The sequence below is a fragment of the Serratia sp. 1D1416 genome (assembly GCF_003641105.1).
Taxonomy (GTDB): Bacteria; Pseudomonadota; Gammaproteobacteria; order Enterobacterales; family Enterobacteriaceae; genus Serratia; species Serratia ficaria.
Map to the genome: position 1 here is coordinate 4,383,688 of NZ_CP032738.1, position 25,664 is coordinate 4,409,351.

Consider the following 25,664-nt stretch of genomic DNA (forward strand, 5'->3'; position numbering starts at 1 on the left):
TAAACGATTATTTATTTTTGACTCTGAAAGCGCTTGCTGTAGAGTGATTATTTTAACCAAACATTGGCGAATTTCATCATGAGCGAACAGTTAGAGAATCTGCTCGGCGAAGCGAATGCCTTCGTCGACGTGCTGGAACAGGTCTCCCGGGTGGCCAAGCTGAACAAGCCGGTGCTGGTGATCGGCGAGCGCGGCACCGGCAAGGAGCTGATCGCTCACCGCCTGCACTATCTCTCCCACCGCTGGCAGGGGCCGTTTATCTCGCTCAACTGCGCGGCGCTGAACGAAAACCTGCTCGACTCGGAGCTGTTCGGCCACGAGGCCGGCGCCTTTACCGGCGCGCAAAAGCGCCATCTGGGCCGCTTCGAACGCGCCGACGGCGGCACGCTGTTCCTCGACGAGCTGGCCACCGCGCCGATGCTGGTGCAGGAAAAACTGCTGCGGGTGATCGAATACGGCCATCTGGAGCGCGTCGGCGGCAGCCAGCCGCTGCAGGTGGATGTGCGGCTGGTCTGCGCCACCAACGACGATCTGCCGGCGCTGGCGGCGGCGGGCAAGTTCCGCGCCGATCTGCTCGACCGGCTGGCGTTCGACGTGGTGCAGCTGCCGCCGCTGCGCCAGCGCCAGCAAGACATCATGCTGTTGGCCGAGCACTTCGCCATCCAGATGTGCCGCGAGCTGTCGCTGCCGCTGTTCCCCGGCTTTACCGAACGCGCCAGGGACAGCCTGCTCGGCTACGCCTGGCCGGGCAACGTGCGCGAATTGAAAAACGTGGTGGAGCGCTCGGTCTATCGCCACGGCACCAGCGGCCGGGCGCTGGATGAGATCATCATCAATCCCTTCGCCCCGCGTGAGAGCGCCCCGCCGCCCCTGGACGACGCGCGCGACGGCCTGCCGGCCCTGCCGCTGGATCTGAAGTCCTGGCAGCTGGAACAGGAAAAAACCTTGATCGAAGCGGCGCTGCGGCAGGGAAGATTTAATCAGCGCAAGGCGGCGCAACTGCTGGGGCTGACTTACCATCAGCTGCGCGGCATGTTGAAAAAGCATGCGCTGTTGCAAAACGGTGAGGCGGACGAGGAATAGCGGGCAAAAAAAAGCCAGCACCCGAGCTGGCTTAAAAAACACTGGAAGCAATGTGAGCAATGTCGTGCCTTCCACATCAGAGCCGCAAACTGTGGCCTTCCGTGAACTGCCAGGCGATGATAATGGTTATCAGTATCACCTGTAAAGCACTTTGTTGAGAATTTTTCTCATTACCACACCGACGTTGTGCGATTACCATGCAGGAAACGGGTCCGCCATCTCCAGCCAATAGTCCAGGCCGGCGGCCATTTGGTCGTCGTCGAGCAGGCAGGCGTCCAGCATGCGGGCGATCTCCGCCTGGCGCAGATGCTGGCCGATAAACACCAACTCCTGACGCATGTCGCCGAACGGCTCTACCCACTTCTCCTGAATATGCGCACGGGTTTCTTCGTCCGGCGGCCAGTTATCCTGCGGAATAGCGCGCCAGAAGGTGCCCGCCAGCCCGTAATGGGCGATGCCGCCGGCCTGGCTCCACTGCCCGGCCTGGCGCGGCCGCGTCGCCAGCCAGAAGAAGCCCTTCGAGCGCAGCAACGTGCCGCCGCCCCAGTCGCCGTTGATCACCCGGTAAAACTTATCCGGGGCGAACGGCCGCCGGGCCTGGTAGACAAAGCTGCTGATGCCGTAGTTTTCCGTTTCCGGCATATGCTCGCCGCGTAGCTCTTTCAGCCAGCCGGGCGCCCGCTGCGCCTTTTCAAAGCTGAAGCTGCCGGTATTCAGCACCGCCTCCAGCGGCAGCTGGCCGGGAGAGATCGGCAGAATGCGCGCGTCGGGGTTCAGGCTGGCGAGCAGCGCCATCACCTCACCCTGCTGCCGCTCGCTCAACAGATCGGTTTTGCTGACCAGCATCACGTCGCAAAACTCGATTTGCTCGATCAGCAGATCCGCCACGCTGCGCAGATCGTCCTCGCCCAGGCTTTGCCCGGCCTCCTGCAGCGTTTGCGCCTGCCGGTACTGCCGTATAAAGTTCACGCCGTCGACCACCGTCACCAACGTATCCAGCCGGGCGAACTGCGACAGGCTTTCGCCGCGTTCGTCTGCAAAGGTAAAGGTTTCCGCCACCGGCAGCGGCTCGGAGATGCCGCTGGATTCGATCAGCAGATAGTCAAAACGCCCGGCCTGCGCCAGCTCGCGCACCGACACCAGCAGGTCCTCGCGCAGCGTGCAGCAGATGCAGCCGTTGCTCATCTCCACCAGCTTTTCTTCCTGGCGATCGAGCCGCACTTCGTTTTCCACCAGCGCGGCGTCGATGTTCACTTCGCTCATGTCATTGACGATCACCGCCACGCGCATGCCCTGACGGTTATTCAAAATATGGTTCAGCACCGTGGTCTTGCCGGCGCCGAGAAAGCCGGAAAGCACGGTTACGGGTAATGGACTCATGGGTTCCCTCACTTAAAACTCATTGCGCAATGCCTGGTAGCCGCGCACCAGTTCGACGTTGGTGGCGGCCACCTCTTCGGAAAATTGCAGCGCGCTGCGGTCCACCTGCGCATAAAGCGACAGATCGCTGTCGGCGCCGACGCGCTCGGTCGATGGGATATACCGATTCTCCGGCAGCGTCACGCCGTCGACCACCGCGTTGTAACGCACCACGCAGCCGGAGCGGATATGGCAGTTGAACAGCACGCTGTTGAAGCCGATAAACACCCGATCGTCGATGCGGCACGGGCCGTGCACGATGGCGCGGTGAGCGATGGAACTGAAGCGGCCGATGGTCACCGCCGCGCCGCTTTTGGAGTGGATCACCACGCCGTCCTGGATGTTGGAGTGCGAGCCGATCACGATCGGCTCCATCTCGCCGGCGGCGTTTAATTCATCGGCGCGGATCACCGCATAGGGGCCGACGTAAACAAAGTCTTCGACGATCACCCGGCCGCAAATAATGGCGGTGGGATCGATATAGGCCAACGGCGAGACCTGCGGCAGATGGCCGCTGGGGTTTTTACGCAGCATCGCCGCCCTCCCGCCAGCTCAGCTCCGCCACCGCGTTGTGGGCGTGCAGGCTTTCCTGATGTTCAACGCGCACCGAGAAGGCGCCGACGTCGCATTGGCTGCGCAGCATCTGGTACAGGCGACGCGCGGCGTCTTCGCAGAACATCAGATTCTGGCCATTGGCCAGGGCGAAGGCCTGCTCGTCGCGGCGTTTCACCAGCGTTTGCAGCGGCGTGCCCAGAGTATGTTCGATGCGGTCGATCAGGTTCACCGGGTTGAACGCCGATCCGCCGTCCGTCTGCCACACCGTCACCCAGGCCCAGCTTCGCTGGCTATGGGGCGTCGCCGGCATGCCGTGCTCCGCCAGCCAGTCGAGCACCTGTTGCGGGCTGACGCTCGCCGCCTGTTCGAAATCAAACTGAAACTGCTGCTGCGCCAGCTGGCGACTGAGCGCCGCCGAACTGGGGCAGGTGGAGGAATACGGCACCCCGATCTGCAGCGACAGCGCCAGCCGGTGGGTCAAGGCGGCATCGATGCGCAGCGGGTAGGCTTTCCAGCCGCGCTGCGGCGACAGCATCGCCGAACGCGACAGCAACAGTTCGCCGCCGATCCGCAGGCTGGCGCTGTCGCTGTGCTCCGGTTGCGAAGCCAGGAAGGCGCGCAGCGTGTTTTCGATGCGCCGCGGCGTCAGTTCGCCCTGCGTCAGCTCGTCCAGCGCCAGATACAGCCGCGACATATGAATGCCGCGGGCGCCTGCGGCGCTGGGCCGCAAATTGATGCCGGCGTCCACTTTCGCCTGCAGCGGCTTGCCGGCCAGCTCCAGCGGCAGCGCTATCCCTTGCATCCCGACCCAGTCGAGCCCGACCTCGCTCATTTCACCCCGCCATGCCTGAGCGTCCGGCAGCGGCTGGCGCGGTGGAAGTGCAATTTGGTTCATACATCCCCTTGCGTTATTGTGACCTTTGCCGGGGAACGGTAACATGATACTGTTATGTTATAACATGCTATATTGAATTTTTTTATCCGCCCGTTGACGCCTGCTCAATCAAGTAGCAGAAAACACAGCCATTTTGCGCAATGGATTGGGCAGACTGCCAGAGTGCGATACACTAACGCTATCGCTTATTAACCCATGAATCCTCTATGCGTGGTTTACCCCTTTGGATACTGTCGTTGTGCCTTACGGGCTCTGCCCTGGCCGCGACACCGCCCGCGCCCGCCGCGGCGCCACCGCTGCCGGACATTCGCCAGAGCGGCTTTGTCTACTGCGTCAGCGGCATACTGAATACCTTTAATCCGCAGATGGCCAGCAGCGGCCTGACGGTCGATACCCTGGCCGCCCAGCTGTATGATCGGCTGCTGGATGTCGATCCCTATACCTACCGGCTGATCCCCGAGCTGGCGCAGAGTTGGGAAGTGCTGGACAACGGCGCGACCTACCGCTTCCATCTGCGCAAGGACGTGCCGTTCCAGACCACCGCCTGGTTCAAACCCACCCGCAAGATGAACGCCGACGACGTGGTGTTCAGCTTCGCGCGGGTCTTCGACCAGAAGCATCCGTATCACGACGTCAACGGCGGCGAGTACCCCTATTTCGACAGCCTGCAGTTCGGCGATTCGGTGCAGAGCGTCAGAAAACTGGACGACTACACCGTCGAAATCCGCCTGCAGGCGCCGGACGCCTCTTTCCTGTGGCATTTGGCGACCCATTATGCGCCGGTGCTGTCGGCCGAATACGCCGATCGGCTGACGCACGAAGGCCGCCAGGAAATGATCGACCGCGAACCTGTCGGCAGCGGCCCATTCCTGCTCAACGAATACCGCTCCGGGCAATATATCCGCCTGGCGCGCAACGACGCCTATTGGAAGGGGCGGCCGCGCATGCCGCAGGTGGTGATCGATATGGGCGCCGGCGGCACCGGGCGGTTGTCCAAGCTGCTGACCGGCGAGTGCGACGTGCTGGCCTACCCGGCCGCCAGCCAGCTTTCGATCTTGCGCGACGATCCGCGCCTGCGCCTGACGCTGCGGCCGGGGATGAACATCGCCTACCTGGCGTTCAACACCCGCAAACCGCCGTTCAACGACCTGAAGGTGCGCCAGGCGATTTCGCTGGCGATCAACAACCAGCGCCTGATGCAGTCGATTTATTACGGCACGGCGGAAACCGCCGCCTCGATCCTGCCGCGCGCTTCCTGGGCCTACGACAACGACGCGCACGTCACCGAATACGATCCGGCCAAGGCGCGCGACATGCTGAAGCAGGCCGGCGTCGGCCAGCTGAACCTGAAGCTGTGGGTGCCGACCGCCTCCCAGTCTTACAACCCCAGCCCGCTGAAAACCGCCGAGCTGATCCAGGCCGATCTGGGCCAGGTGGGCGTCAAGGTCACCATCGTGCCGGTGGAAGGCCGTTTCCAGGAGGCCAGACTGATGGAGATGAACCACGATCTGACCCTCACCGGCTGGGCCACCGACAGCAACGATCCGGACAGCTTCTTCCGGCCGCTGCTGAGCTGTGCGGCAATACGTTCGCAAACCAACTATGCTCACTGGTGTGACCCGGGCTTCGATGAGGTGCTGCAGGACGCGCTGCTGTCGCAGCAGCTGTCGCAACGCATCGACAGCTATCGCAAGGCGCAAAAGATTCTCGAGCGGCAGTTGCCGGTGTTGCCGCTGGCGTCGTCGCTGCGTTTGCAGGCCTACCGCTATGACATCAAGGGGCTGGTGCTGAGCCCGTTCGGCAACGCCTCGTTTGCCGGGGTATACCGTGAGTCCGCGGAGGAGGCGAAAAAGTGATTATCTTTACCTTGCGCCGCATCCTGCTGCTGCTGATTACGCTGTTTTTCCTGACGCTGGTCAGCTTCAGCCTGAGCTACTTCACGCCGCGCGCGCCGCTCAACGGCGCCGCGCTGCTGGATGCCTACCAGTTCTACTTTGTCAGCCTGCTGCACTGGGACTTCGGCGTCTCCAGCATCAACGGCCAGGCGATCAGCCAGCAGCTGCGCGAAGTGTTTCCCGCCACCATGGAACTGTGCCTGCTGGCCTTTACCCTGGCGCTGTTCATCGGCATTCCGCTGGGCATTATCGCCGGCGTGATGCGCGGCAAATGGCAGGACACCGCCATCAGCACCTTTGCGCTGCTGGGCTTTTCCATGCCGGTATTCTGGCTGGCGCTGCTGCTGATGCTGTTCTTCTCGCTGCACCTCGGCTGGCTGCCGGTTTCCGGCCGCTTCGATCTGTTATACCAGGTGAAGCCGATCACCGGCTTTGCCTTGATTGACGCCTGGCTGTCGGATTCGCCATACCGTTCGGAAATGATCGGCAGCGCGCTGCGCCACATGATCCTGCCGATCGCCGCGCTGGCGGTGGCGCCGACCACCGAGGTGGTGCGCCTGATGCGCATCAGCACCGACGACGTGCTGAGCCAGAACTACATCAAAGCCGCCGCCACTCGCGGGCTGTCGCGCCTGACCATCATCCGCCGCCACGTGTTGCACAACGCGCTGCCGCCGATCGTGCCCAAGCTGGGGCTGCAGTTCTCCACCATGCTGACGCTGGCGATGATCACCGAAATGGTCTTCAGCTGGCCGGGCCTCGGCCGCTGGCTGATCAACGCCATTCGCCAGCAGGACTATGCGGCGATCTCCGCCGGGGTGATGGTGGTCGGCACGCTGGTGATCACCATCAACGTGCTGGCCGACATTTTGGGCGCCGCCACCAACCCGCTGAAGCATAAGGAATGGTATGCCCTTAGATAACGTATACCGCGAAAAGAAAATGCCGAGCCCGCTGCGCTACACCTGGCGGATTTTTTACGGCGACGCGCTGGCGATGATTGGCTTTTACGGCGTGATCGCCCTGCTGCTGCTGTCGCTGTTCGGCAGCCTGCTGGCGCCCTATGCGCTGGATCAGCAGTTCCTGGGCTATCAGCTGCTGCCGCCGTCCTGGTCGCGCTACGGCAACGTTTCGTTCTTCCTGGGAACCGACGACCTCGGGCGCGATATCCTCAGCCGCCTGCTGACCGGCGCCGCCGCCACCTTCGGCTCGGCGCTGCTGGTAACGCTCGCCGCCGCCTTCTTCGGGGTGATCCTCGGGGTGTTCGCCGGCGTCACCCACGGGCTGCGCTCGGCGGTGCTCAACCATATTCTCGATACCCTGCTGTCGATCCCTTCGCTGCTGCTGGCGATTGTGGTGGTGGCGTTCATCGGCCCCAAACTCGAGCACGCGATGCTGGCGGTGTGGCTGGCGCTGTTGCCGCGCATGGTGCGCACCATCTACAGCGCGGTGCACGACGAGCTGGAAAAGGAGTATGTGGTGGCGGTGCGGCTGGACGGCGCGTCCACGCTGCAGATCCTGTGGTATGCGGTGATGCCGAACATCGCCGCGGTGCTGGTGACCGAGTTTACCCGCGCGCTGTCGATGGCGATCCTGGACATCGCCGCGCTCGGTTTTCTCGATCTCGGCGCGCAGCTCCCTTCGCCGGAATGGGGCGCCATGCTCGGCGACTCGCTGGAACTGGTCTACGTGGCGCCCTGGACGGTGATGCTGCCCGGCGCGGCGATCCTTGTCAGCGTGCTGCTGGTTAACCTGTTGGGCGACGGTATGCGCCGCGCAATCAATGCCGGAGTGGAATAATGCCGTTACTTGATATCCGCAATCTGACGATTGAATTTATGACCGCCGACGGGCCGGTCAAGGCGGTTGACCGCGTCAGCATGACGCTGAGCGAAGGCGAAGTGCGCGGCCTGGTGGGCGAATCGGGCTCCGGCAAGAGCCTGATCGCCAAGGCCATCTGCGGCGTGACCAAAGATAACTGGCGCGTCACCGCCGACCGTTTCCGCTTCGACGATATCGACCTGCTGCAGCTGACGCCGCGCGAACGCCGTAGGCTGGTCGGGCACAACGTGTCGATGATTTTCCAGGAGCCGCAGTCGTGTCTCGATCCCTCCGAAAGCATCGGCCGCCAGCTGGCGCAGGCGATCCCGGGCTGGACCTACAAAGGCCGCTGGTGGCAGCGCTTCAACTGGCGCAAACGCCGCGCCATCGAGCTGCTGCACCGCGTCGGCATCAAGGATCACGACGACATCATGGGCAGCTTCCCCTATGAGCTGACCGAAGGCGAATGCCAGAAGGTGATGATCGCCATCGCGCTGGCCAATCAGCCGCGGTTGCTGATCGCCGATGAGCCGACCAACGCCATGGAGCCGACCACCCAGGCGCAGATCTTCCGCCTGCTGGCGCGGCTCAATCAAAACAACAGCACCACCATTTTGCTGATCAGTCATGATTTGCAGATGATGAGCAAATGGGCCGACCGGGTGAACGTGCTGTACTGCGGCCAGACGGTGGAAAGCGCGCAGTGCGAAGATCTGCTGGCGGCGCCGCACCACCCTTACACCCAGGCGCTGATCCGCGCCATGCCGGATTTTGGCCGCTCGTTGCCGCACAAGAGCCGGCTGAACACCCTGCCGGGCGCCATTCCTTCGCTCGAGCATTTGCCGATCGGCTGCCGGCTGGGGCCGCGCTGCCCGTATGCGCAAAAGAAATGCATCGAGACGCCGCGCCTGCGCCCGGTGAAAAACCACTTCTTCGCCTGCCACTTCCCGCTCAACATGGAGGAGCAATAATATGGAAACGCTGCTGGAAGTGCGCAACCTGAGTAAAACCTACCGCTACCGCACCGGGCTGTTTCGCCGCCAACACGTGGAGGCGGTGAAGTCGGTCAGCTTTACCCTGCGCGAACGGCAAACGCTGGCGATCATCGGTGAAAACGGCTCCGGCAAATCGACGCTGGCCAAAATGTTGTCCGGCATGGTGGAGCCGTCGGGCGGCGAACTCCTGATCGACGATCGCCCGCTGGAATACGGCGATTACCGCTATCGCAGCCAGCGCATCCGCATGATTTTCCAGGATCCGAGCACCTCGCTCAATCCGCGTCAACGCATTGGCCAACTGCTGGACGCCCCGCTGCGCTTGAATACCGATCTCGAGCCGACGGAGCGCGAACAGCGCATCAACCAGACGCTGCGCCAGGTCGGCATGCTGCCGGATCACGCTTATTACTATCCGCATATGCTGGCTTCCGGCCAGAAGCAGCGCGTGGCCCTGGCGCGGGCGCTGATCCTGCAGCCCAAGGTGATCGTCGCCGACGAAGCGCTGGCGTCGCTGGATATGTCGATGCGTTCGCAGATCATCAACCTGATGCTGGAACTGCAGGAAAAGCATGGTATTTCATATATCTATGTAACCCAGCACCTCGGCATGATGAAGCATATCAGCGACCAGGTGATGGTGATGCACGAAGGGGAAATCGTCGAGCGCGGCAGTACCGCGGAGGTGCTGGCGGCGCCGCTGCATGAGCTGACCAAACGGCTGATCGCCAGCCACTTTGGCGAAGCGCTGACCGCCGACGCCTGGCGCCGCGACGGCGGGCGGTTCTGACCGCGCCGCCGCCATCGGATGACGGAACCCGCTCAGGCGGGTTTTTTATCGCCGCGGCTTAGCCAAAAAGCGCAGATACAAATTACATTTTTGCTATATAACATTATATTTTATTCCTTTCAGTTATTGATTAGCACGTAACATTATTTTATCTCGCCAATGCGATCGGTGAGGATATCCCCTACGTTGAGCTTATTGAACGACAGGATATCGCACTGATGAACAGCCCCCGCAATCGCCGACTCGCGCAGTTTCTGCTCGCTTTAGCCGCAGGTTTCTCTGTTTATGGCCACGCCCTGTGCGGCGATGAACCCTATTGATCCTGCCACATTGCTTGCCCGTCCGCGGGCGCTTGCCTTGCCATCGGGTCGCCTCTGCTGCTTGCAGCGGCGGCCGTTGCTCATGATTAAGGATTGACCCTATGGAACTACTCCGTCGACAACACAACGCCCAGTGGTATCACGAAACTCAGAGCAGCGTGCGCGGTGAAACTCCGCTGGAGCCGCAGGCGGCCACCATCCGCGACCGCTTCCTGCTCGGGCTGGGCGCCTTTGCCGACGAAGCGCTGAACACCGCGCTGACCGCGCGCGCCGGCGTTTTCAGCGCCTCGCTCGCCGGCTATCACGCGTTGTTCCCGGATCAGGTGGCGCTGTCGCGATTCGTGACATTGTCACCCTACGATCGCCTCAGCACCGCGCTGACCGTCGCGCAGGTGACCGGCGTGCAATCGCTTTGTAGCCACTACGCCGCCCGCCTCGCCCCGCTGCACAGCCCAGACGCCTCCCGAGAAAGCAATATCCGCCTCGCCCAGATCACCCAATACGCCCGCCAACTCGCCAGCCAACCGACGTTAATCTGCCCCAAAGCGTTGCAACAGCTCGCCGATGTCGGGCTGAGCCCGGCGGATATCGTGACCTTCTCGCAGATTATCGGCTTTGTCAGCTACCAGGCGCGGGTGGTCGCCGGCGTCGCCGCGCTGGCCGGCCGCCCCACCGTGGTGGTGCCCGGCTTTCCGCATATCGACGACGCGGAAGGCATCGCTTTCAGCGACCGGGAGCTGGCGTGGCAATCGCGACTGCCGGGGATCAACGAGGAAGACGCCAGCGCCGAGCAGCTCGACGTACTGGACCAAAGTCACCCGCAGGCCCGCACCGAGTCTTACTACCTGCTGCTGGCGCACGACGCGCCCGCGCTGCGCGAGCGCAATGGCGTATTCAACAGCATCAACGCCGACGGCTACGGGCTTTCCGCCCGGCTGAAGGCGCTGGCCACCCTGGCGGTATCGCGCATTAACGGCAGCCGGTATTGCGCCGCCACGGTGGCGCAGGACATTCAGCAGCCGGCGCTGGTGAACGCGCTGTTTGTCAACGTCGCCGAGGGTGCGGAAAAAGCGGATAACCCGGTCAGCCAGGCGGTGATCCGCGTGGCCGCGGACCTGACGCGGGCGCCGGAGAAGTTCACCCCGCAGAGCGTGCGGCCGCTGTTCAACAGCGGACTGAATCAGGCGCAGGCGCTGGATGTGATCCTCACCGGGGCGCTCTATGCCTGGGAGAACCGACTGCGGCAGACGCTGGGAGAAACGGTGCGCTACGGCGACGAAGCATAAATAATGGCCCCGTGCGGGGCCATCGAGGAGAACGCAGGGATTGCCGCGGCGGTCACGCCCCTGGGTGCGCGTTCTGTTTACGCAGCCACTCGCTGGCGGCGTCGAAAAACTTCTGCGCCAACGGCGTCGCGCGTTCCGGCACATCGACCACCACCGCCGCATGACGCGACATGGCAGCGATGGCGATAGGCCGACGATGCAGCGCCGGCGTCATTTCCGGCAGCAGGTTGCCGTGCGGGAACAGGCCGCAGCCGAGACCGACAAAAATCCCTTCCAGCAGCTGGAATATCGAGGTGGTTTCCAGGCGCGGATGCAGCGTCAGCCCGGCTTCGCGGAAGTACTGATCGAGATAGCGGCGGAAATAACGCGTCGGTTCCGCCAGGCATAACGGCAGCGCGGCCACCGCTTCCAGCGGCAGCGGCGTGTCGCCGACCAGCTTGGGAAAATGCTGCGGGTGGAACACCAGCTCCACGCCGGTTTCCGTCAGCGGCTGCGACTGGAAATGCAGCTCTTTCAGCGTCGTCAGTTCGAAGAAGCCGATGCCGATATCCACGGTATGCGCCGTCAGCGCCTCCAGCAGCTGATCGGCGCTCAGCACCGCCACCCGGTAGTCCAGATGCGGGTAACGCTCGCTGACCGCCTTGAGCATTTCCGCCAGCGAGATGCTGCACTGCGGTACCACGCCGAGGCGCAGCGTGCCGTTGAGGCCGTGCTTCAGCGACTCCACCTCCAGCTTCAGCCCCTGGTAGACCGACACGATTTCTCGTGCCCAGGCCAGCACCCGTTCGCCCTCGGCGGTAAAACCGCCGAAATTGTTGCCGCGGTTAATCAGTGAGACGCCCAGCTCTTTCTCAAGATTTTTCAAGCGCATGGACAAGGTCGGCTGGCTGACGAAGCTGGCCTCGGCCGCGCGGCCAAAGTGGCGTTCACGCTCAAGATTACACAGGTAGATCAGTTGTTTAATATCCATAACGCGGCTCATCAATAGGCATACGCGCTAATTATACCATCGCGTGACGGCTTGCGCCCGGCCATCACACCTTCAGTTTCACGTAGTCCATCAGGCGCGAGAACATCCCGCCCTGTTTCACCGGCTGCAACACCACCAGCGGCAAGGTTTTCAGCAGCTGTCCGTTATCGCTGATGCGGATCTCGCCCACCGTCTGCCCCTGGGTCAGCGGCGCGTCCAGCCGTTTGACGTTCAGTACGTACTGCGCCTTCAGCTTGTCCGCCTCGGCCTTCGGCAGGCTCAGGAACTGATCCTGCGCGCTGCCCACCTGCACCTGGTGGCGATCGCCATACCACACCGGCTCTTGCCCCAGGCTCTGCCCGGCGCTGAACAGGTGCACGGTGGCGAAATCGCGCAGCCCCCAGGTCAGCAGCTTGCGCGCCTGTTCCTCACGGCCTTTGGGGCTTTTCCCGCCCATGACCACGGCGATCAGGCGCCGGTCGCCCTCGGTGGCGGAGGCGATGATGTTAAAGCCGGCCGATGCGGTATGGCCGGTCTTCAGGCCGTCGACGTGCAGGGTTTTATCCCACAGCAGGCCGTTGCGATTCTGTTGGGTGATGCCGTTCCAGGTCAGCGATTTCTCGCTGTACATGTGATATTCGGCCGGTTCGCTCATGATGATGGCGCGAGAAATCACCGCCAGATCGCCGGCGGTGGTGAACTGCCCTGGCGCATCGAGGCCGTGCACGGTTTCAAAATGGGTATTCTGCAGGCCCAGCTGGGCGCTTTTATCATTCATCAGCTTGACGAAGTTGGCCTGGCTGCCGGCCACGTAATCCGCCATCGCCACGCAGGCGTCGTTGCCGGAGTCGATGATGATGCCGCGGCTGAGGTCGCGCACCCTGACCCTGTCACCAGGCTTCAGGAACATCAACGAAGACCCTTTGAATACCGGGTTGCCCTGCGCCCAGGCGTCTTTCCCCACCGTCACCACGTCGTCCAGGCCGATTTTATGCTGGTCGAGCGCGTGATCGATCACCAGCCCGGTCATCAGCTTGGTCAGGCTGGCGGGGTTGCGCCGCTCGTCCGGGTTGCCGGCGGCCAGCACCTGCCCGGTGGTGTAATCCATCAATACATAGGAGGCGGCGTCTATCGCCGGGGGCGTACTCGCGGGAAAGTTGAACGGCGCATCCGCCGCCTGCGCCGCCAGCGGCAGCAACGCTGCGCCGATCGCGGCCAATACCGTACGTTTCAAGGGAGGTTCCTCAGGCCCTGCGGGCGAAATAAAATACCAATACAATCCGTGGCATAGCCTGCATCAATTCGGCGCTCGGCGGAATCATTACTCTTTTGCAGCGGATGTCATTATGCAACCATTTGTTTGCTGAAGGTCGCCGCGCGATAGATACGCTCTATCCCGTCATAATCCTATTCTATTAGACGCCGCCCCCTGCAGGCTCCTAGACTTGTGACATAAACACCCATAAAGCTTAAAAAAACGTTTACTTTTTAGCTACAACACCGGCAAACAAAAACCACCATGAAATTCAAACCCGCAATCAAACCCTATACCGGCCCGGCAGGCGGCTGGGGTTCGCTCGAAGCCACCACCCGCTTTGTCCTCGACAGCAAGCAAACGCTGAAAAACCTGCGCAATCTGATGCGCGTCAACAAGGCGCGCGGCTTCGACTGCCCCGGCTGCGCCTGGGGCGACGATAACCACAGTACCTTCAGCTTCTGTGAAAACGGCGCCAAAGCGGTCAGCTGGGAGGCCACCCGCAATGCGGTGGAGCCCGAATTCTTCGCCGCGCACAGCGTCGGCACCCTGCAGCAGCAAAGCGATTATTTCCTGGAATATCAGGGCCGCCTCACCCATCCCATGCGTTACAACGCCGAAACCGACCATTACGAGCCGATCGACTGGCCGGACGCGCTGGCGCTGATCGCCAAACATATCAAGGCGATGGATAACCCGAACCAGATCGAGCTGTACACCTCCGGCCGTGCCAGCAACGAAGCCTCTTATCTGTATCAGCTGTTCGGCCGCATGCTCGGCACCAGCAACTTCCCCGACTGTTCCAACATGTGCCACGAGGCCAGCGGCGTCGGGCTGAAGCAAAGCATCGGCGTCGGCAAGGGCACCATCCGTATGGATGACTTCGAGAAAGCCGACGCCATCTTCGTCTTCGGCCAGAACCCCGGCACCAACCACCCGCGCATGCTGCACAGCCTGAAAAACGCCGCCAAGCGCGGCGCGCGCATCGTCAGCTTCAATACCCTGCGCGAACGCGGGCTGGAACGCTTCGCCGATCCGCAGGATCCGCTGCAGATGCTGACGCCGAAATCCTCGCCGATCAGCTCGTCTTACTTCCAGCCGAACCTCGGCGGCGATATGGCGGCGGTGCGCGGCATCGTGAAGGCGCTGCAGGAAAGCCACCGCCAGCGCCTGGCGGCCGGCGAAGCGGGCCTGTTCGACCTGGCGTTTATCGAACGGCACAGCGTCGGGGTGGAAGCTTATCTGGCGCGCGTCGACGCCACTTCGTGGGCGCAGATCACCGAACAATCGGGCTTGAGCGAAGCCCAGCTGCGGCAGGCGGCGGCCATTTACCAGGGGGCGGAGCGGGTGATCTGCACCTGGGCGATGGGCGTAACCCAGCATAAGCACTCGGTGGCGACGGTGCGTGAAATCACCAACCTGCAGCTGCTGTTCGGTCAATTGGGCAAGCCGGGCGCCGGTCTGTGCCCGGTGCGCGGCCACAGCAACGTTCAGGGCAACCGCACCATGGGCATCGACGAGAAATCGCCCAAGGCGCTGCTAGACAGCCTGGAACGCCATTTTGGCTTCACCGCCAACCGGGCGCACGGGCATAACACCGTCGAGGCGCTGGAGGCGATGCTGCGCGGCGAGGTCAAAGTGCTGATCGCGCTGGGCGGCAATTTGGCCGCCGCCGCGCCGGATACCGAACGCACCGCCCGCGCCCTGCGCTGCTGCGACCTGACTGTGCATATCAGTACCAAGCTCAACCGCAGCCATCTGGTGACCGGCAAGGACGCGTTGATCCTGCCGACGCTGGGGCGTACCGAACGGGATCTGCAGGCCAGCGGCCCGCAGTACATCACGGTGGAGGATTCCTTCAGCATGGTGCACGCCTCTGAAGGCGTCGGCAGACCGCTGGCCGACACTCAACGCTCTGAAACGGCGATCGTCTGCGGCATCGCCGACGCGGTGCTGGGCAACCAGCCGCTCGACTGGCTGGCGCTGGCGGACGACTATTCGCTGATCCGCGATCATATCGCCGCCACCGTCGCCGGTTTTGCAGACTTCAACCGCCGCTGTGACCAGCCGGGCGGATTTTATCTGGGCAACGCCGCCGCCGAACTGCGGTTCGCCACCCCCAGCGGCAAGGCGGAGTTCAGCGCGGCGGAGCTGCCGGTCAGTCTGTTCCCGCAGTTGAACGGCCAGAAGGCGCCTTTCACGCTGCAAACCCTGCGCTCGCACGATCAGTACAACACCACCATTTACGGGCTGGACGACCGCTATCGCGGCGTGTACGGCCAGCGCGAGGTGCTGTTCATTCATCCGGAAGATCTGGCGGCGCTGGGCATGCGGGACGGGGAACGGGTGGAAATTGAAACCCTGTGGAACGACGGCGTGGTGCGCAAGGTGAGCGGCTTTAAGCTGGTGAGCTACGATATCCCGCGCGGCAATCTGGCGGCCTACTACCCGGAAACCAATCCGCTGGTGCCGCTGGCCAGCTTTGGCGACGGCACCGGCACCCCGACCTCCAAGTCGATCCCGGTGGCGGTTCGCCGCTGCGCGGCGCCGCCTTCGCTGCGCATCGCCTGACGGGCCGCGCCCGGTTCAGGCCGGGCGCGCCAATATTTCCAGCGCGGTTTGCAATTCGGTCGACAGCTGATGGCGCCGCCAGACGAAATACAAATCGCTGACCCCTTCCTCCCCCATTTCCATTACCTTGAGCGCAGGCGCCGGCAGGACCGTCGGCAGCAGCGAGCCGGGAATGCAGGCCACCCCGCAGCCGGCCTGCACGCAGGCCGCCATCGCGGCGTAAGACTCCATTTCCAGCGTCATGCGCGGTTTCAGCTTCCGCGAGGCCAGCCAGTGATCGATTTTCAGGCGGAATGAGCACTCGCGGCTAAAGGTGTAAAATTCCAGCCCGGCCAGCGAGGCGGCGTCGAGCCGGGTGACATCGGCCGGCAGCAACAGCACCAGCCGTTCATCAAACGCCTTGCTGCTGGCCAGCAGCGGGTGTTCGATCGGCCCGTCGGTGATCGCCAAATCCAGCTCGCTGTCGATCAGCATCCGTTCCAGCACCAGCGAATCGCGGCTCAGCACGTTGATCTGCAACTGCGGCTGCCGGCGGCGCAGCTGAGCGATGCGCGCCGGCAGGTGGCTGACCAGCGAAAAATCGAGCGCGCCAAGATTGAGCAACCCCTGGTGTTGCTCGCCGGCGAACAGTTGGCGGCTGCGATCGGCCTGCTCGACGATATCGCGCGCCTGCTGGTAGAACAGTCGCCCCTTGGGGTTCACGTACAATCGGTTTTTGTCGCGGAAAAACAGCTCGCCGCCCAGCGACGCCTCCAGCTCCCGGATGCGCAAGGTGACGTTGGAGGGCACGCAGTGCAGCTCCCGCGCGGCGGCGGCGATGGTCTTATACTCTACCAAAGCGCAAAAAAATCTAAGCTGGCTCAGCTTCATCAAACATTCACTTTTTGTTAGCGTTTTACTTAAAAACAATCACTTTAGATTAGCATTAATTTGACCTACAGTCTTACCGGCAACCTGAGGAGGAACCCCGATGCCATTGAATGACCTATTGACGCTGCCGGGCGTCACCGCCCAACCAGAGGCGGTAACCGACGGCTACGTCTTCAATCACACCATGATCCGCGTGAAAGACCTGACCAAGGCGCTGGATTTCTATACCCGCGTGCTGGGCTTCACTCCGGTTTACCTGGAGGAGTTCAAGGAAGCCGCCTTCACCATCTGCTACCTGACCCGCAGCCCGCGCGAACAGATCCCGCAGGATGACGTGGCGCGCAAACGCTGGGCCTTGAGTCAGCCAGGCATCCTGGAGCTGACCTATAACCACGGCACCGAACAACAGGCCGATTTCAGCTATCACAACGGCAACGGCGAGCCGCGCGGCTTTGGCCACCTGTGCGTTACCGTGCCGGACGTGCGCGCCGCCTGCGAGCGTTTTGAACGCCTTGGCGTGACCTTCCAGAAACGCCTGCATGAAGGCCGCATGAACTACGTGGCGTTTATCCGCGATCCGGACGACTACTGGATTGAGATCCTGCAGCCGACCCCGCTGCAGGACTGATCCGCCCGCCCCTCGCCCCGGTCATCAGCGCCGGGGTTTTACCGATGGTCTTTTGCTGGGCCGATATTGCGCAAAATCGCGCGCCAGCGCAGGAAAACCGTGACGTTAGGCTTGCCCGCAGCGGGTGATTCGCGTAAAACTGTCTGCCGCAAATCTTGCCACTCACAACCCATTCACTGGACGATATGTTTCAAGATAACCCGCTGCTGGCGCAGCTTAAACAGCAACTTCACTCTCAGACCCCGCGCGTTGAAGGCGTAGTAAAAGGGACTGAGAAAGGCTTTGGCTTTCTTGAGGTCGACGGTCAAAAGAGCTATTTCATCCCACCGCCGTACATGAAGAAAGTCATGCACGGGGACCGCGTGGTCGCCACTCTGCATACCGAGAAAGAACGCGAAATCGCCGAGCCGGAAACCCTGGTCGAGCCGTTCCTGTCGCGCTTTGTCGGCCGCGTGCAGAAGCGCGATGACCGCCTGTCCATCGTGCCCGATCATCCGTTGCTGAAAGATGCGATTCAGTGCCGCCCGGTGCGTGAGCTGACCCACAACTTCCAGGCCGGCGACTGGGCGGTCGCCGAAATGCGCCGCCACCCGCTGAAAGGCGATCGCGGCTTCAACGCCGATCTGACCCACTTCATCACCGACGCCGAAGACCACTTCGCGCCCTGGTGGGTGACGCTGGCACGCCACAATCTGGAAAAAGAAGCGCCGGAAATGGTCGCCATCGGCGAACCTGACGCCGCGCTGGCGCGTGAAGATCTGACCGCGCTGGATTTTGTCACCATCGACAGCGCCAGCACCGAAGACATGGACGATGCGCTGTTCGTGGTCGACAACGGCGACGGCTCGCTGCAGCTGACCATCGCCATCGCCGACCCGACCGCCTACGTTGAGCAGGGCAGCAAGCTGGACGATATCGCCCGCGTGCGCGCTTTCACCAACTATCTGCCGGGCTTCAACATCCCGATGCTGCCGCGCGATCTGTCCGACAACCTGTGCTCGCTGCGCCCGAATGAGCGCCGCCAGGTGCTGGCTTGCCGCGTGACCATCGGCGCCGACGGCGCGCTGGGCAACGATATCCAGTTCTTCGCCGCCGAAATCGAATCGAAAGCCAAGCTGGTTTATGACGACGTCTCCAACTGGCTGGAAGGCATCGCCGGCTGGCAGCCGCCAAGCGAATCGATCGCGCAGCAGATCACCCTGCTGAAACGCGTGTGCGATGCGCGCAACGCCTGGCGCCATCAGCATGCGCTGGTGTTCAAGGATCGCCCCGACTACCGCTTCGTGCTGGGCGAAAAAGGCGACGTGCTGGACATCGTCACCGAGCAGCGCCGCAGCGCCAACCGCATCGTCGAAGAGTGCATGATCGCCGCCAACGTCTGCGCCGCCATCGTGCTGCGCGATCGCCTGGGCTTCGGCGTGTATAACGTGCACACCGGTTTCGATCCGGCGCTGGTCGAGCAGGCGGTCACCGTGCTGCAGGCCAACGGCGTGGAGGCCGACGCCGGGAAGCTGCTGACCCTCGACGGCTTCTGCGAGCTGCGCCGCCACCTGGATTCGCAGCCGACGCAGTTCCTCGACAGCCGCATCCGCCGCTTCCAGACCTTCGCGGAAATCAGCACCACGCCGGGGCCGCACTTCGGCCTGGGCCTGGAGGCGTATGCCACCTGGACTTCGCCGATCCGCAAATACGGCGATATGGTCAACCACCGCCTGCTGAAAGCCATCATCGGCCAGCAGCCGGCGGAAAAACCGCAGGACGAGATTACGGTGCAGCTGGCGGAACGCCGTCGCCTGAACCGCATGGCGGAACGCGACGTCGGCGACTGGCTGTACGCCCGCTATCTGCAGGACAAGGCCGGCACCGATCGGCGCTTTAACGCGGAGATCATCGACGTGACCCGCGGCGGCCTGCGCGTGCGCCTGCTGGACAACGGCGCCGTCGCCTTCATCCCGGCTCCGTTCATCCACGCGGTGCGCGACGAAATGCAGTGCAGCCAGGAAACCGGCACCGTGCTGATCAAGGGCGAAGTGGCCTACCGTCAAAGCGACGCTCTGCAGGTCACCATCGCCGAAGTGCGCATGGAAACCCGCAGCGTGATTGCCCGCCCGGCGGTCTGACGCCGAAACGGCGCCCCGCAGTCACCTTCGACACCGGCGATGAAAATCGCCGGTGTTTTTTTATGCCCCTCTTCCGCTAACGCAGCTTATCGCCGCCGGTTTCCCGCAGCAGCGGCAGCGCCAGCAATGAGATCACCGTAGCCAGCATCAAATAACCGGCGGGCGCCAGCAGCGAGCCGCTCAGGGCGATCGACTGCGAGGCGATGTACTGGGCAAAACCGCCGAAGATCGCCACCCCCAGGCTATACACCAGCGCAAATCCCAAGGCGCGGATGCGCTGAGGAAACAGCTCTGAAATCATCAGCAGGGTCGGTACCGAGCCCAGCGTGGTCAGGCCGACCATCAGCGCGACCGCGCTCAGCAACACCGCCGGGTGCGGCACGGCGCTCAACAGCCAGAAAACCGGCAGCGCCAGCAGCAGGATGGCGATGCGCGCCCACAAGATCAGCGGCAACCGGCCGTAGCGGTCGCACCAGTGGCCCACCAGCAGGCTGCCGCCGAAGGTGACCACGCCCGCCAGCAGCATCGCGGCATAGCCGTACGACTGCGCCATACCGAGGTATTTCACCGCATAGGTGCCGAGATAATACATCGAGATATAGGTTGCGACGGTCGCGCCGATGGTCAACATCACGCCGAGCCCGATCGCCCGCGCGTGCCGGCGCAAATGCGGCGCCGGCGTCTGCCGCTGCTTCTCCGCGGGCGGCCGATCGTTCTCCAGGCTGAGCCGCAGCCAGCAGCCAATCGGCGCCAGGGCCACGCCGATAAAGAACGGAATGCGCCAGCCCCAGTCGGCCATGGCTTCGGGATCGCCCGAGATGGCCGGCAGCGCCGCGCTCAACCCCAGCGCCGTCAGGCCGCCAACCACGCTGGCAATGCCCTGCGTCGCCAGCGTCCAGCTGGAATAAAAGCCGCGGCGGTTCGGCGGCGCCGACTCCACCAGCAATGACATCGAGGCGCCCACTTCGCCGCCCGCCGCCACGCCCTGGATCAGCCGCGCGGCGACCAGCGTAATCGTTCCCCAGTAGCCGGCGCTGGCGTAGGTCGGCGCGAAACCGATCATCGCCGTGCCCAGGCTCATCAGCGAAATGGTCAACACCATCGCCGATTTCCGCCCGCAGCGATCGGCATAGGCGCCGATCAGCACGCCGCCGAGCGGCCGCATGATGAAGCTGACGCCAAAGGTGGCGAACGCCAGCAGCAGCGCCAGGTTCGGATCGCTGGAAGGCGGGAAGAACAGCACGCTGATATAAATAACGAAGAAGTTGTAAATGCCGAAATCAAAAAACTCCAGCGCATTGCCGAAGGACGCGGCGAAAATAACCCGTTTGCCGCTGACCTTCCGCCCCTTTATTATTTCCCGCTCGTTGGAAAGCGTAGTTTCACTCATCTTATTTCCCTGGAATGATAATCTGGAGTTATTTTAAATAGGCTTCAGCCAATGCTCCCCAATAATGACTGCCGGCCGCCAGGCATTGATCGTTGAAATCGTAGCCCGGGTTATGCACCATGCAGCTGCCCTCGCCGTCTCCGTTGCCGATCAACAGATAGCAACCCTGCGGATTCACCTCGAGCATAAAGGTGAAATCTTCGCTGCCCATCAGCGGCTTGGCGCCGTAGTGCGCGCGGGCGGCGCCAAACTGCTGTTCCGCCACCCGATGGGCGAAGCGCGTCATCGCCTCGTCATTGATCAGCGCCGGCGCGCCGTTAACGTGCTCCACCCGGGCGCTGGCGCCGAAGCTTGCCGCCAGGGTCTCGATCAGCGCCGGAATGCGCGCCAGCAGCGCGGTGCGCCCTTCACGCCCCAACGAGCGCACGCTGAGCTTCATTTCCGCGCTGTCCGGTATCACATTGGCCGCTTCGCCGGCCTTGATGCTGCCGACGGTGATCACCGCGGCCGCCAGCGGATCCGTATTGCGCGATACGATGCTCTGCAGCGCCAGGGTAATGTGCGAGGCCACCAGCACCGGATCGACGGCCAGGTGCGGCATGGCGCCGTGGCCGCCGCGCCCCTGCACGGTGACGACGAGTTGATCCGACGACGCCATGAAGGGGCCGTGCTGGAAGAAGAATTCGCCGACCGGCAGCCCCGGCATGTTGTGCATGGCGAAAATGGCGTCGCAGGGGAAGCGCTCGAACAACCCTTCCTGCACCATGCGCGCGCCGCCTTCCAGCGTCTCCTCCGCCGGTTGGAAAATCAGGTGCAACGTGCCGTTGAAATTGCGCGTCTGCGCCAGGTAACGCGCGGCGCCGAGCAGCATGGTGGTGTGGCCGTCATGGCCGCAGCCGTGCATGCGGTTAGCCACGCTGCTGCTCCAGGCCTTGCCGTTGTTCTCCGCCATCGGCAGCGCATCCATGTCGGCGCGCAGCCCGAGGCGCTTCGCACCGTCGCCCACCCGCAGCGTGCCGACCACGCCGGTGCCCGCCAGACCGCGGTGCACCTCATAACCCCAGGAGTTCAGATAATCCGCCACCAGGTCGCTGGTGCGGAACTCTTCAAAGCCCAGCTCCGGGTGTTGATGAATATCGCGGCGGATCGCCGTCAGCTGCGATAAATACCCATCGATAACTTTATCTATCATAATTAAACTCCTTTTTTAGGTTTATTATTCACTTAATGAATGAATCATTGCGCTCACAAATAAAATAAAGATATAACACGCCATGCGCCAATTTTTTCACCGCCGCCAGCCAGATGCGTTAATAATCCTCTTGGCGCGGCATCGAATTAAAAAAATAACATTATTCGCTGCGTGCAAATTAAAATGGCAGAACTAAAAGCTGTATACCAAGAGCGCCGCGGCATGCTGCTCCGCCGTAGGTTCATCACTTTGTTTTTACAATAAAACCCCACCGGCTTCACATTTCTCATCCGACCTGCTTCTGTTCAGCCGCAAAACTCCTATTTTTAAGACGTTGTCCTTTTTTATAAGAACGTCGATTTTTACTTCTGCACACCGAGGAGCTGTTGATCATGAAAAACGTCAGGTCCGGAATTATCTGGCTGGTGGTGGCGTTGGTCGGGGCATTCGCTTTCGCCATGCTGGCGCTCAGCCGCGGGGAGCACGTCAACGCGGTTTGGCTGGTGGTGGCCGCCGTCGCCTGTTACAGCATTGCCTACCGTTTCTATAGCCTGTTTATCGCCAAAAAAGTGTTTGAGCTGGACGACCGTCGCCTGACGCCGGCCGAACGCCACAACGACGGGCTGGACTATGTGCCCACCAACAAATGGGTGCTGTTCGGCCACCATTTCGCCGCCATCGCCGGCGCCGGGCCGCTGGTCGGGCCGATCCTGGCCGCGCAGATGGGCTTTCTGCCCGGCACCATCTGGATCCTGGTCGGCGTCATGCTGGCCGGCGCGGTGCAAGACTTCCTGATCCTGTTCATCTCCACCCGCCGCGACGGCCGCTCGCTGGGCGAAATGGCCAAGCAAGAGCTGGGCGCCTTTGCCGGCGTGATCACCATGCTCGGGGCGCTGGGGGTGATGATCATCATCCTGTCGGCGCTGGCGCTGGTGGTGGTGAAAGCGCTGGCCGACAGCCCCTGGGGCCTGTTCACCATCGCCGCCACCATCCCCATCGCGCTGTTTATGGGCGTGTACATGCGCTTTATCCGGCCGGGCAAGATCGCCGAGATTTCGATCATCGGCTTCGTGCTGATGCTGCTGGCGATCGTTTACGGCGGCAACGTGGCGCAGGATCCATACTGGGGACCGATCTTTACCCTGCACGGCACCACCCTGACCTGGGTGCTGGTGATCTACGGCTTCGTCGCCTCGGTGCTGCCGGTGTGGCTGCTGCTGGCGCCGCGTGACTACCTGTCCACCTTTATGAAAATCGGCGTCATCATCGGGCTGGCGATCGGCATCGTCTTCGCCATGCCGGAGATGAAAATGCCGGCGGTGTCGCGGTTTATCGACGGCAGCGGCCCGGTATTCGCCGGCGCGCTGTTCCCGTTCCTGTTCATCACCATCGCCTGCGGCTCGATCTCGGGCTTCCATGCGCTGGTCTCCAGCGGTACCACGCCGAAGCTGGTGGAGCGTGAAAGCCATATCCGCTTTATCGGCTACGGCGCCATGCTGATGGAATCCTTCGTCGCCATCATGGCGCTGATCTGCGCCTCGGTGCTGGATCCGGGCGTTTACTTCGCCATGAACTCGCCGGCGGCGCTGATCGGCACCACTGTGGAAAACGCTTCGCAGGTGATTAACGGCTGGGGCTTTATCGTCACGCCGGAAACGCTGGCGCTGATCGCCAAAGAGGTGGGAGAGAACTCGATCCTGTCTCGCGCCGGCGGCGCGCCGACCTTCGCCGTCGGTATGGCGCACATCATCAGCGAGGTGTTCAACAGCCGGGCGATGATGGCGTTCTGGTATCACTTCGCCATTCTGTTTGAAGCGCTGTTCATTCTGACCGCGGTCGACGCCGGCACCCGCGCCTGCCGCTTTATGGTGCAGGATCTGGTTGGCGTGGCGGTGCCGCGGCTGGCCAACAACCGCTCCTGGTTCGGCAACCTGGCGGGCACCACGGTGGCGGTGGCCGGCTGGGGATTCTTCGTCTATCAGGGGGTGGTCGATCCGTTGGGCGGCATCAACACCCTGTGGCCGCTGTTCGGCATCGGCAACCAGATGCTGGCCTCGATGGCGCTGATCCTCGGCACCGTGGTGCTGTTCAAAATGAAAAAACAGCGTTACGCCTGGGTGACCATAGTGCCGACCGTTTGGCTGTTCATCACCTCGATGACCGCCGGCTGGCAAAAAATCTTCCATGAAAAGCCGAGCATCGGCTTCCTGGCGCAGGCGAAGAAATTCTCCGCCGGCATTGAGCAAGGCACGCTGATCGCCCCGGCCAAAACGCTGAAAGATATGGAAACCATCGTGTTCAGCAACCAGATCAACGCCGCGCTGTGCGGGTTCTTTATGCTGGTGGCGGTCACCATGCTGATTTCCGCCTTCTTCGTGATCCGCCGCGCGCTCAACTCGGCTCAGCCGACGGCGCATGAGGTCGATATCGCCCTGCGCGAGGAGGCGGGCCGCACTTGAGGCTAACGGCCAAAAACGTCAAGGGCGCCGCGGCGCCCTTTTTCATGGTTTTTACTTCACCACCGCCATCTGTTCGCGCAGCGCCGCCCTGGCCTTGGCGCGTTTCGACCACATTGCGGTGACGATCGGCACCAGGATCGAGGTGACGATCACCGAGGTGGCCACCAGCGCGGTGGCGGCCGGCGCCACCGGTTTGAACTGCGGCACCATCTCGGCGATCAATACCGGGGTGGCGACCGCGGCGCCGGCGGAGCTGGAGGCGGCCACCCCGGCCGTGCCGTCACCGCCGCCGATCAGCCGGTCGGCGATGATCAGCGGAACGCCGGTGATGACGATCACCGCCACGCCCAGCAGTACGCCCAGCAGCCCGGTCTGCGCGATCACCGTCAGATCGATGGTGTTGCCCAGCGCGAAGGCGAAGAACGGGATCAGCGTCTGCACCGCTTTGCCGAAGAACTCGCGCAGCTCCGGATCCAGGTTGCCCAGGGCGAAACCGACCAGGAACGGCAGCACCGCGCCGACAAACACGTGCGGCTCGAACGAGGCGATGCCGGCGGTGCCGAGAATGATCATGGTCATCAGCGGGCCGGACTCCAGCGACATCAGCACAAAGGCGCCCGCCTCCTCCTTACTGCCGTACTGCTGCATGATTGAGGCGTACAGGCCGCCATTGGTCATGTCCATCGCCGCCACCAGCGCCAGCGTCGACAGTCCGGCGAAGAAACCGACCTCGACGCCGTTTTCCGGCATCACCCGCGACGCCACCGCCGCCACCAGCCAGGCGACGGCGATTTTAGTCACCACCAGCGTGCCGGACTTGCGCAACACCGTGCCGGTCGCGCTCAGCTTGATCGACGCGCCCATACAGAAGAACCACACCGCCAGGATCGGCACCGTGCCGCCGATCAAACCGTTGGTGAAAGAGCCGAAATACTTGCCGGCCCCCGGCGCAAAGGTGTGGCACACCGCGCCAATGAACAGCGGCACCAGCATCATGCCGCCAGGGATCTTGTCTATCGCACGTTTAATCTGCATCACTCATTCCACCCTGATAATGAATTGGTTAACGCAACGCATCGCCGACAGCCGCCGTCCCGGGCGTGCAAACATCGTGATGATTTGGTCACTTAAGCTAACTGTTCATCATGTG

The 25,664-nt window shown here is 62.6% G+C and carries 20 protein-coding genes; 11 read left to right on the forward strand and 9 right to left on the reverse strand.

Annotated elements, in window-relative coordinates:
• Nucleotides 1-78 precede the first annotated feature (78 nt).
• On the forward strand, nt 79-1,083 hold the full coding sequence (pspF, locus tag D7I37_RS21155) for a phage shock protein operon transcriptional activator (RefSeq protein WP_061795136.1): 1,005 nt from the start codon (nt 79-81) through the stop codon (nt 1,081-1,083).
• Between the two features lie 192 nt (nt 1,084-1,275).
• Here pspF and zigA read toward each other — a convergent pair whose 3' ends face one another.
• Genes zigA through folE2 form a run of 3 tightly spaced genes read right to left on the reverse strand, consistent with a single transcriptional unit; the run spans nt 1,276 to nt 3,952 of the window.
• On the reverse strand, nt 1,276-2,463 hold the full coding sequence (gene zigA, locus D7I37_RS21165; RefSeq protein ID WP_129544305.1) for a zinc metallochaperone GTPase ZigA: 1,188 nt from the start codon (nt 2,461-2,463) through the stop codon (nt 1,276-1,278).
• A 12-nt stretch (nt 2,464-2,475) separates the two neighbouring features.
• Nucleotides 2,476-3,036: a carbonate dehydratase gene (locus tag D7I37_RS21170; RefSeq protein ID WP_129544306.1), complete on the reverse strand. Its 561-nt coding sequence runs from the start codon at nt 3,034-3,036 to the stop codon at nt 2,476-2,478.
• Nucleotides 3,026-3,952 (reverse strand): GTP cyclohydrolase FolE2, encoded by a 927-nt coding sequence (gene folE2, locus D7I37_RS21175; protein WP_061795133.1) that lies wholly within the window; start codon nt 3,950-3,952, stop codon nt 3,026-3,028. The genes D7I37_RS21170 and folE2 overlap by 11 nt, the downstream gene beginning before the upstream one ends.
• A 206-nt stretch (nt 3,953-4,158) precedes the next feature.
• Here folE2 and sapA point away from each other — a divergent pair, with 206 nt between their 5' ends.
• The 6 genes from sapA (at nt 4,159) to D7I37_RS21210 (ending at nt 11,059) form a co-directional block, all read left to right on the forward strand.
• Nucleotides 4,159-5,808: an ABC transporter substrate-binding protein SapA gene (gene sapA / locus D7I37_RS21180; RefSeq protein WP_061795132.1), complete on the forward strand. Its 1,650-nt coding sequence runs from the start codon at nt 4,159-4,161 to the stop codon at nt 5,806-5,808.
• Nucleotides 5,805-6,770, forward strand: coding sequence for a putrescine export ABC transporter permease SapB (gene sapB / locus D7I37_RS21185; protein WP_061795131.1), 966 nt, complete (start codon nt 5,805-5,807; stop codon nt 6,768-6,770). The genes sapA and sapB overlap by 4 nt, the downstream gene beginning before the upstream one ends.
• Complete coding sequence (gene sapC / locus D7I37_RS21190; RefSeq protein ID WP_061795130.1) at nt 6,757-7,647, forward strand: putrescine export ABC transporter permease SapC; 891 nt, start codon at nt 6,757-6,759, stop codon at nt 7,645-7,647. Before sapB ends, sapC begins: the two co-directional genes overlap by 14 nt.
• The gene (gene sapD, locus D7I37_RS21195) at nt 7,647-8,639 is read left to right on the forward strand and encodes a putrescine export ABC transporter ATP-binding protein SapD (protein WP_061795129.1); all 993 of its coding nucleotides are present in this window, start codon (nt 7,647-7,649) and stop codon (nt 8,637-8,639) included. Before sapC ends, sapD begins: the two co-directional genes overlap by 1 nt.
• A gap of 1 nt (nt 8,640) precedes the next feature.
• Entirely contained in the window at nt 8,641-9,453 is an 813-nt protein-coding gene (gene sapF / locus D7I37_RS21200; protein ID WP_061795128.1) for a putrescine export ABC transporter ATP-binding protein SapF, read from the forward strand.
• Nucleotides 9,454-9,874: 421 nt separating this feature from the next.
• A complete protein-coding gene (locus tag D7I37_RS21210) occupies nt 9,875-11,059 on the forward strand; it encodes a peroxidase-related enzyme (protein WP_061795127.1) in 1,185 nt (394 codons plus the stop codon).
• Nucleotides 11,060-11,111: 52 nt separating this feature from the next.
• On the opposite strand, the gene D7I37_RS21215 is transcribed toward D7I37_RS21210, so the two are convergent.
• Both D7I37_RS21215 and dacD read right to left on the reverse strand, forming a co-directional pair.
• A complete protein-coding gene (locus D7I37_RS21215) occupies nt 11,112-12,029 on the reverse strand; it encodes a LysR family transcriptional regulator (RefSeq protein ID WP_061795126.1) in 918 nt (305 codons plus the stop codon).
• 64 nt (nt 12,030-12,093) lie between these two features.
• On the reverse strand, nt 12,094-13,263 hold the full coding sequence (dacD, locus tag D7I37_RS21220; protein WP_129544307.1) for a serine-type D-Ala-D-Ala carboxypeptidase DacD: 1,170 nt from the start codon (nt 13,261-13,263) through the stop codon (nt 12,094-12,096).
• Nucleotides 13,264-13,548: 285 nt separating this feature from the next.
• On the opposite strand from dacD, the gene D7I37_RS21225 reads away from it, so the two are divergent.
• A complete protein-coding gene (locus tag D7I37_RS21225; protein WP_129544308.1) occupies nt 13,549-15,855 on the forward strand; it encodes an FdhF/YdeP family oxidoreductase in 2,307 nt (768 codons plus the stop codon).
• Between the two features lie 15 nt (nt 15,856-15,870).
• On the opposite strand, the gene D7I37_RS21230 is transcribed toward D7I37_RS21225, so the two are convergent.
• Nucleotides 15,871-16,725 carry a LysR family transcriptional regulator gene (locus D7I37_RS21230; protein ID WP_095097751.1) on the reverse strand — a complete coding sequence of 285 codons (855 nt, stop codon included), beginning with the start codon at nt 16,723-16,725 and terminating at the stop codon, nt 15,871-15,873.
• Between the two features lie 100 nt (nt 16,726-16,825).
• Here D7I37_RS21230 and gloA point away from each other — a divergent pair, with 100 nt between their 5' ends.
• Together gloA and D7I37_RS21240 are read left to right on the forward strand one after the other, a co-directional pair.
• On the forward strand, nt 16,826-17,353 hold the full coding sequence (gene gloA, locus D7I37_RS21235) for a lactoylglutathione lyase (protein ID WP_095097754.1): 528 nt from the start codon (nt 16,826-16,828) through the stop codon (nt 17,351-17,353).
• A gap of 185 nt (nt 17,354-17,538) precedes the next feature.
• The gene (locus tag D7I37_RS21240) at nt 17,539-19,473 is read left to right on the forward strand and encodes an exoribonuclease II (protein WP_061795121.1); all 1,935 of its coding nucleotides are present in this window, start codon (nt 17,539-17,541) and stop codon (nt 19,471-19,473) included.
• A gap of 76 nt (nt 19,474-19,549) precedes the next feature.
• On the opposite strand, the gene D7I37_RS21245 is transcribed toward D7I37_RS21240, so the two are convergent.
• The gene (locus D7I37_RS21245) at nt 19,550-20,863 is read right to left on the reverse strand and encodes an MFS transporter (protein WP_061795120.1); all 1,314 of its coding nucleotides are present in this window, start codon (nt 20,861-20,863) and stop codon (nt 19,550-19,552) included.
• A gap of 28 nt (nt 20,864-20,891) precedes the next feature.
• Nucleotides 20,892-22,055 carry a M20 aminoacylase family protein gene (locus tag D7I37_RS21250; protein WP_129544309.1) on the reverse strand — a complete coding sequence of 388 codons (1,164 nt, stop codon included), beginning with the start codon at nt 22,053-22,055 and terminating at the stop codon, nt 20,892-20,894.
• A 392-nt stretch (nt 22,056-22,447) separates the two neighbouring features.
• On the opposite strand from D7I37_RS21250, the gene D7I37_RS21255 reads away from it, so the two are divergent.
• Nucleotides 22,448-24,514 carry a carbon starvation CstA family protein gene (locus D7I37_RS21255; protein ID WP_061795118.1) on the forward strand — a complete coding sequence of 689 codons (2,067 nt, stop codon included), beginning with the start codon at nt 22,448-22,450 and terminating at the stop codon, nt 24,512-24,514.
• Nucleotides 24,515-24,565: 51 nt separating this feature from the next.
• Here the strand turns inward: D7I37_RS21255 and kdgT are convergent, their stop codons facing one another.
• A complete protein-coding gene (kdgT, locus tag D7I37_RS21260; RefSeq protein WP_061795117.1) occupies nt 24,566-25,549 on the reverse strand; it encodes a 2-keto-3-deoxygluconate transporter in 984 nt (327 codons plus the stop codon).
• Nucleotides 25,550-25,664: the final 115 nt, after the last annotated feature.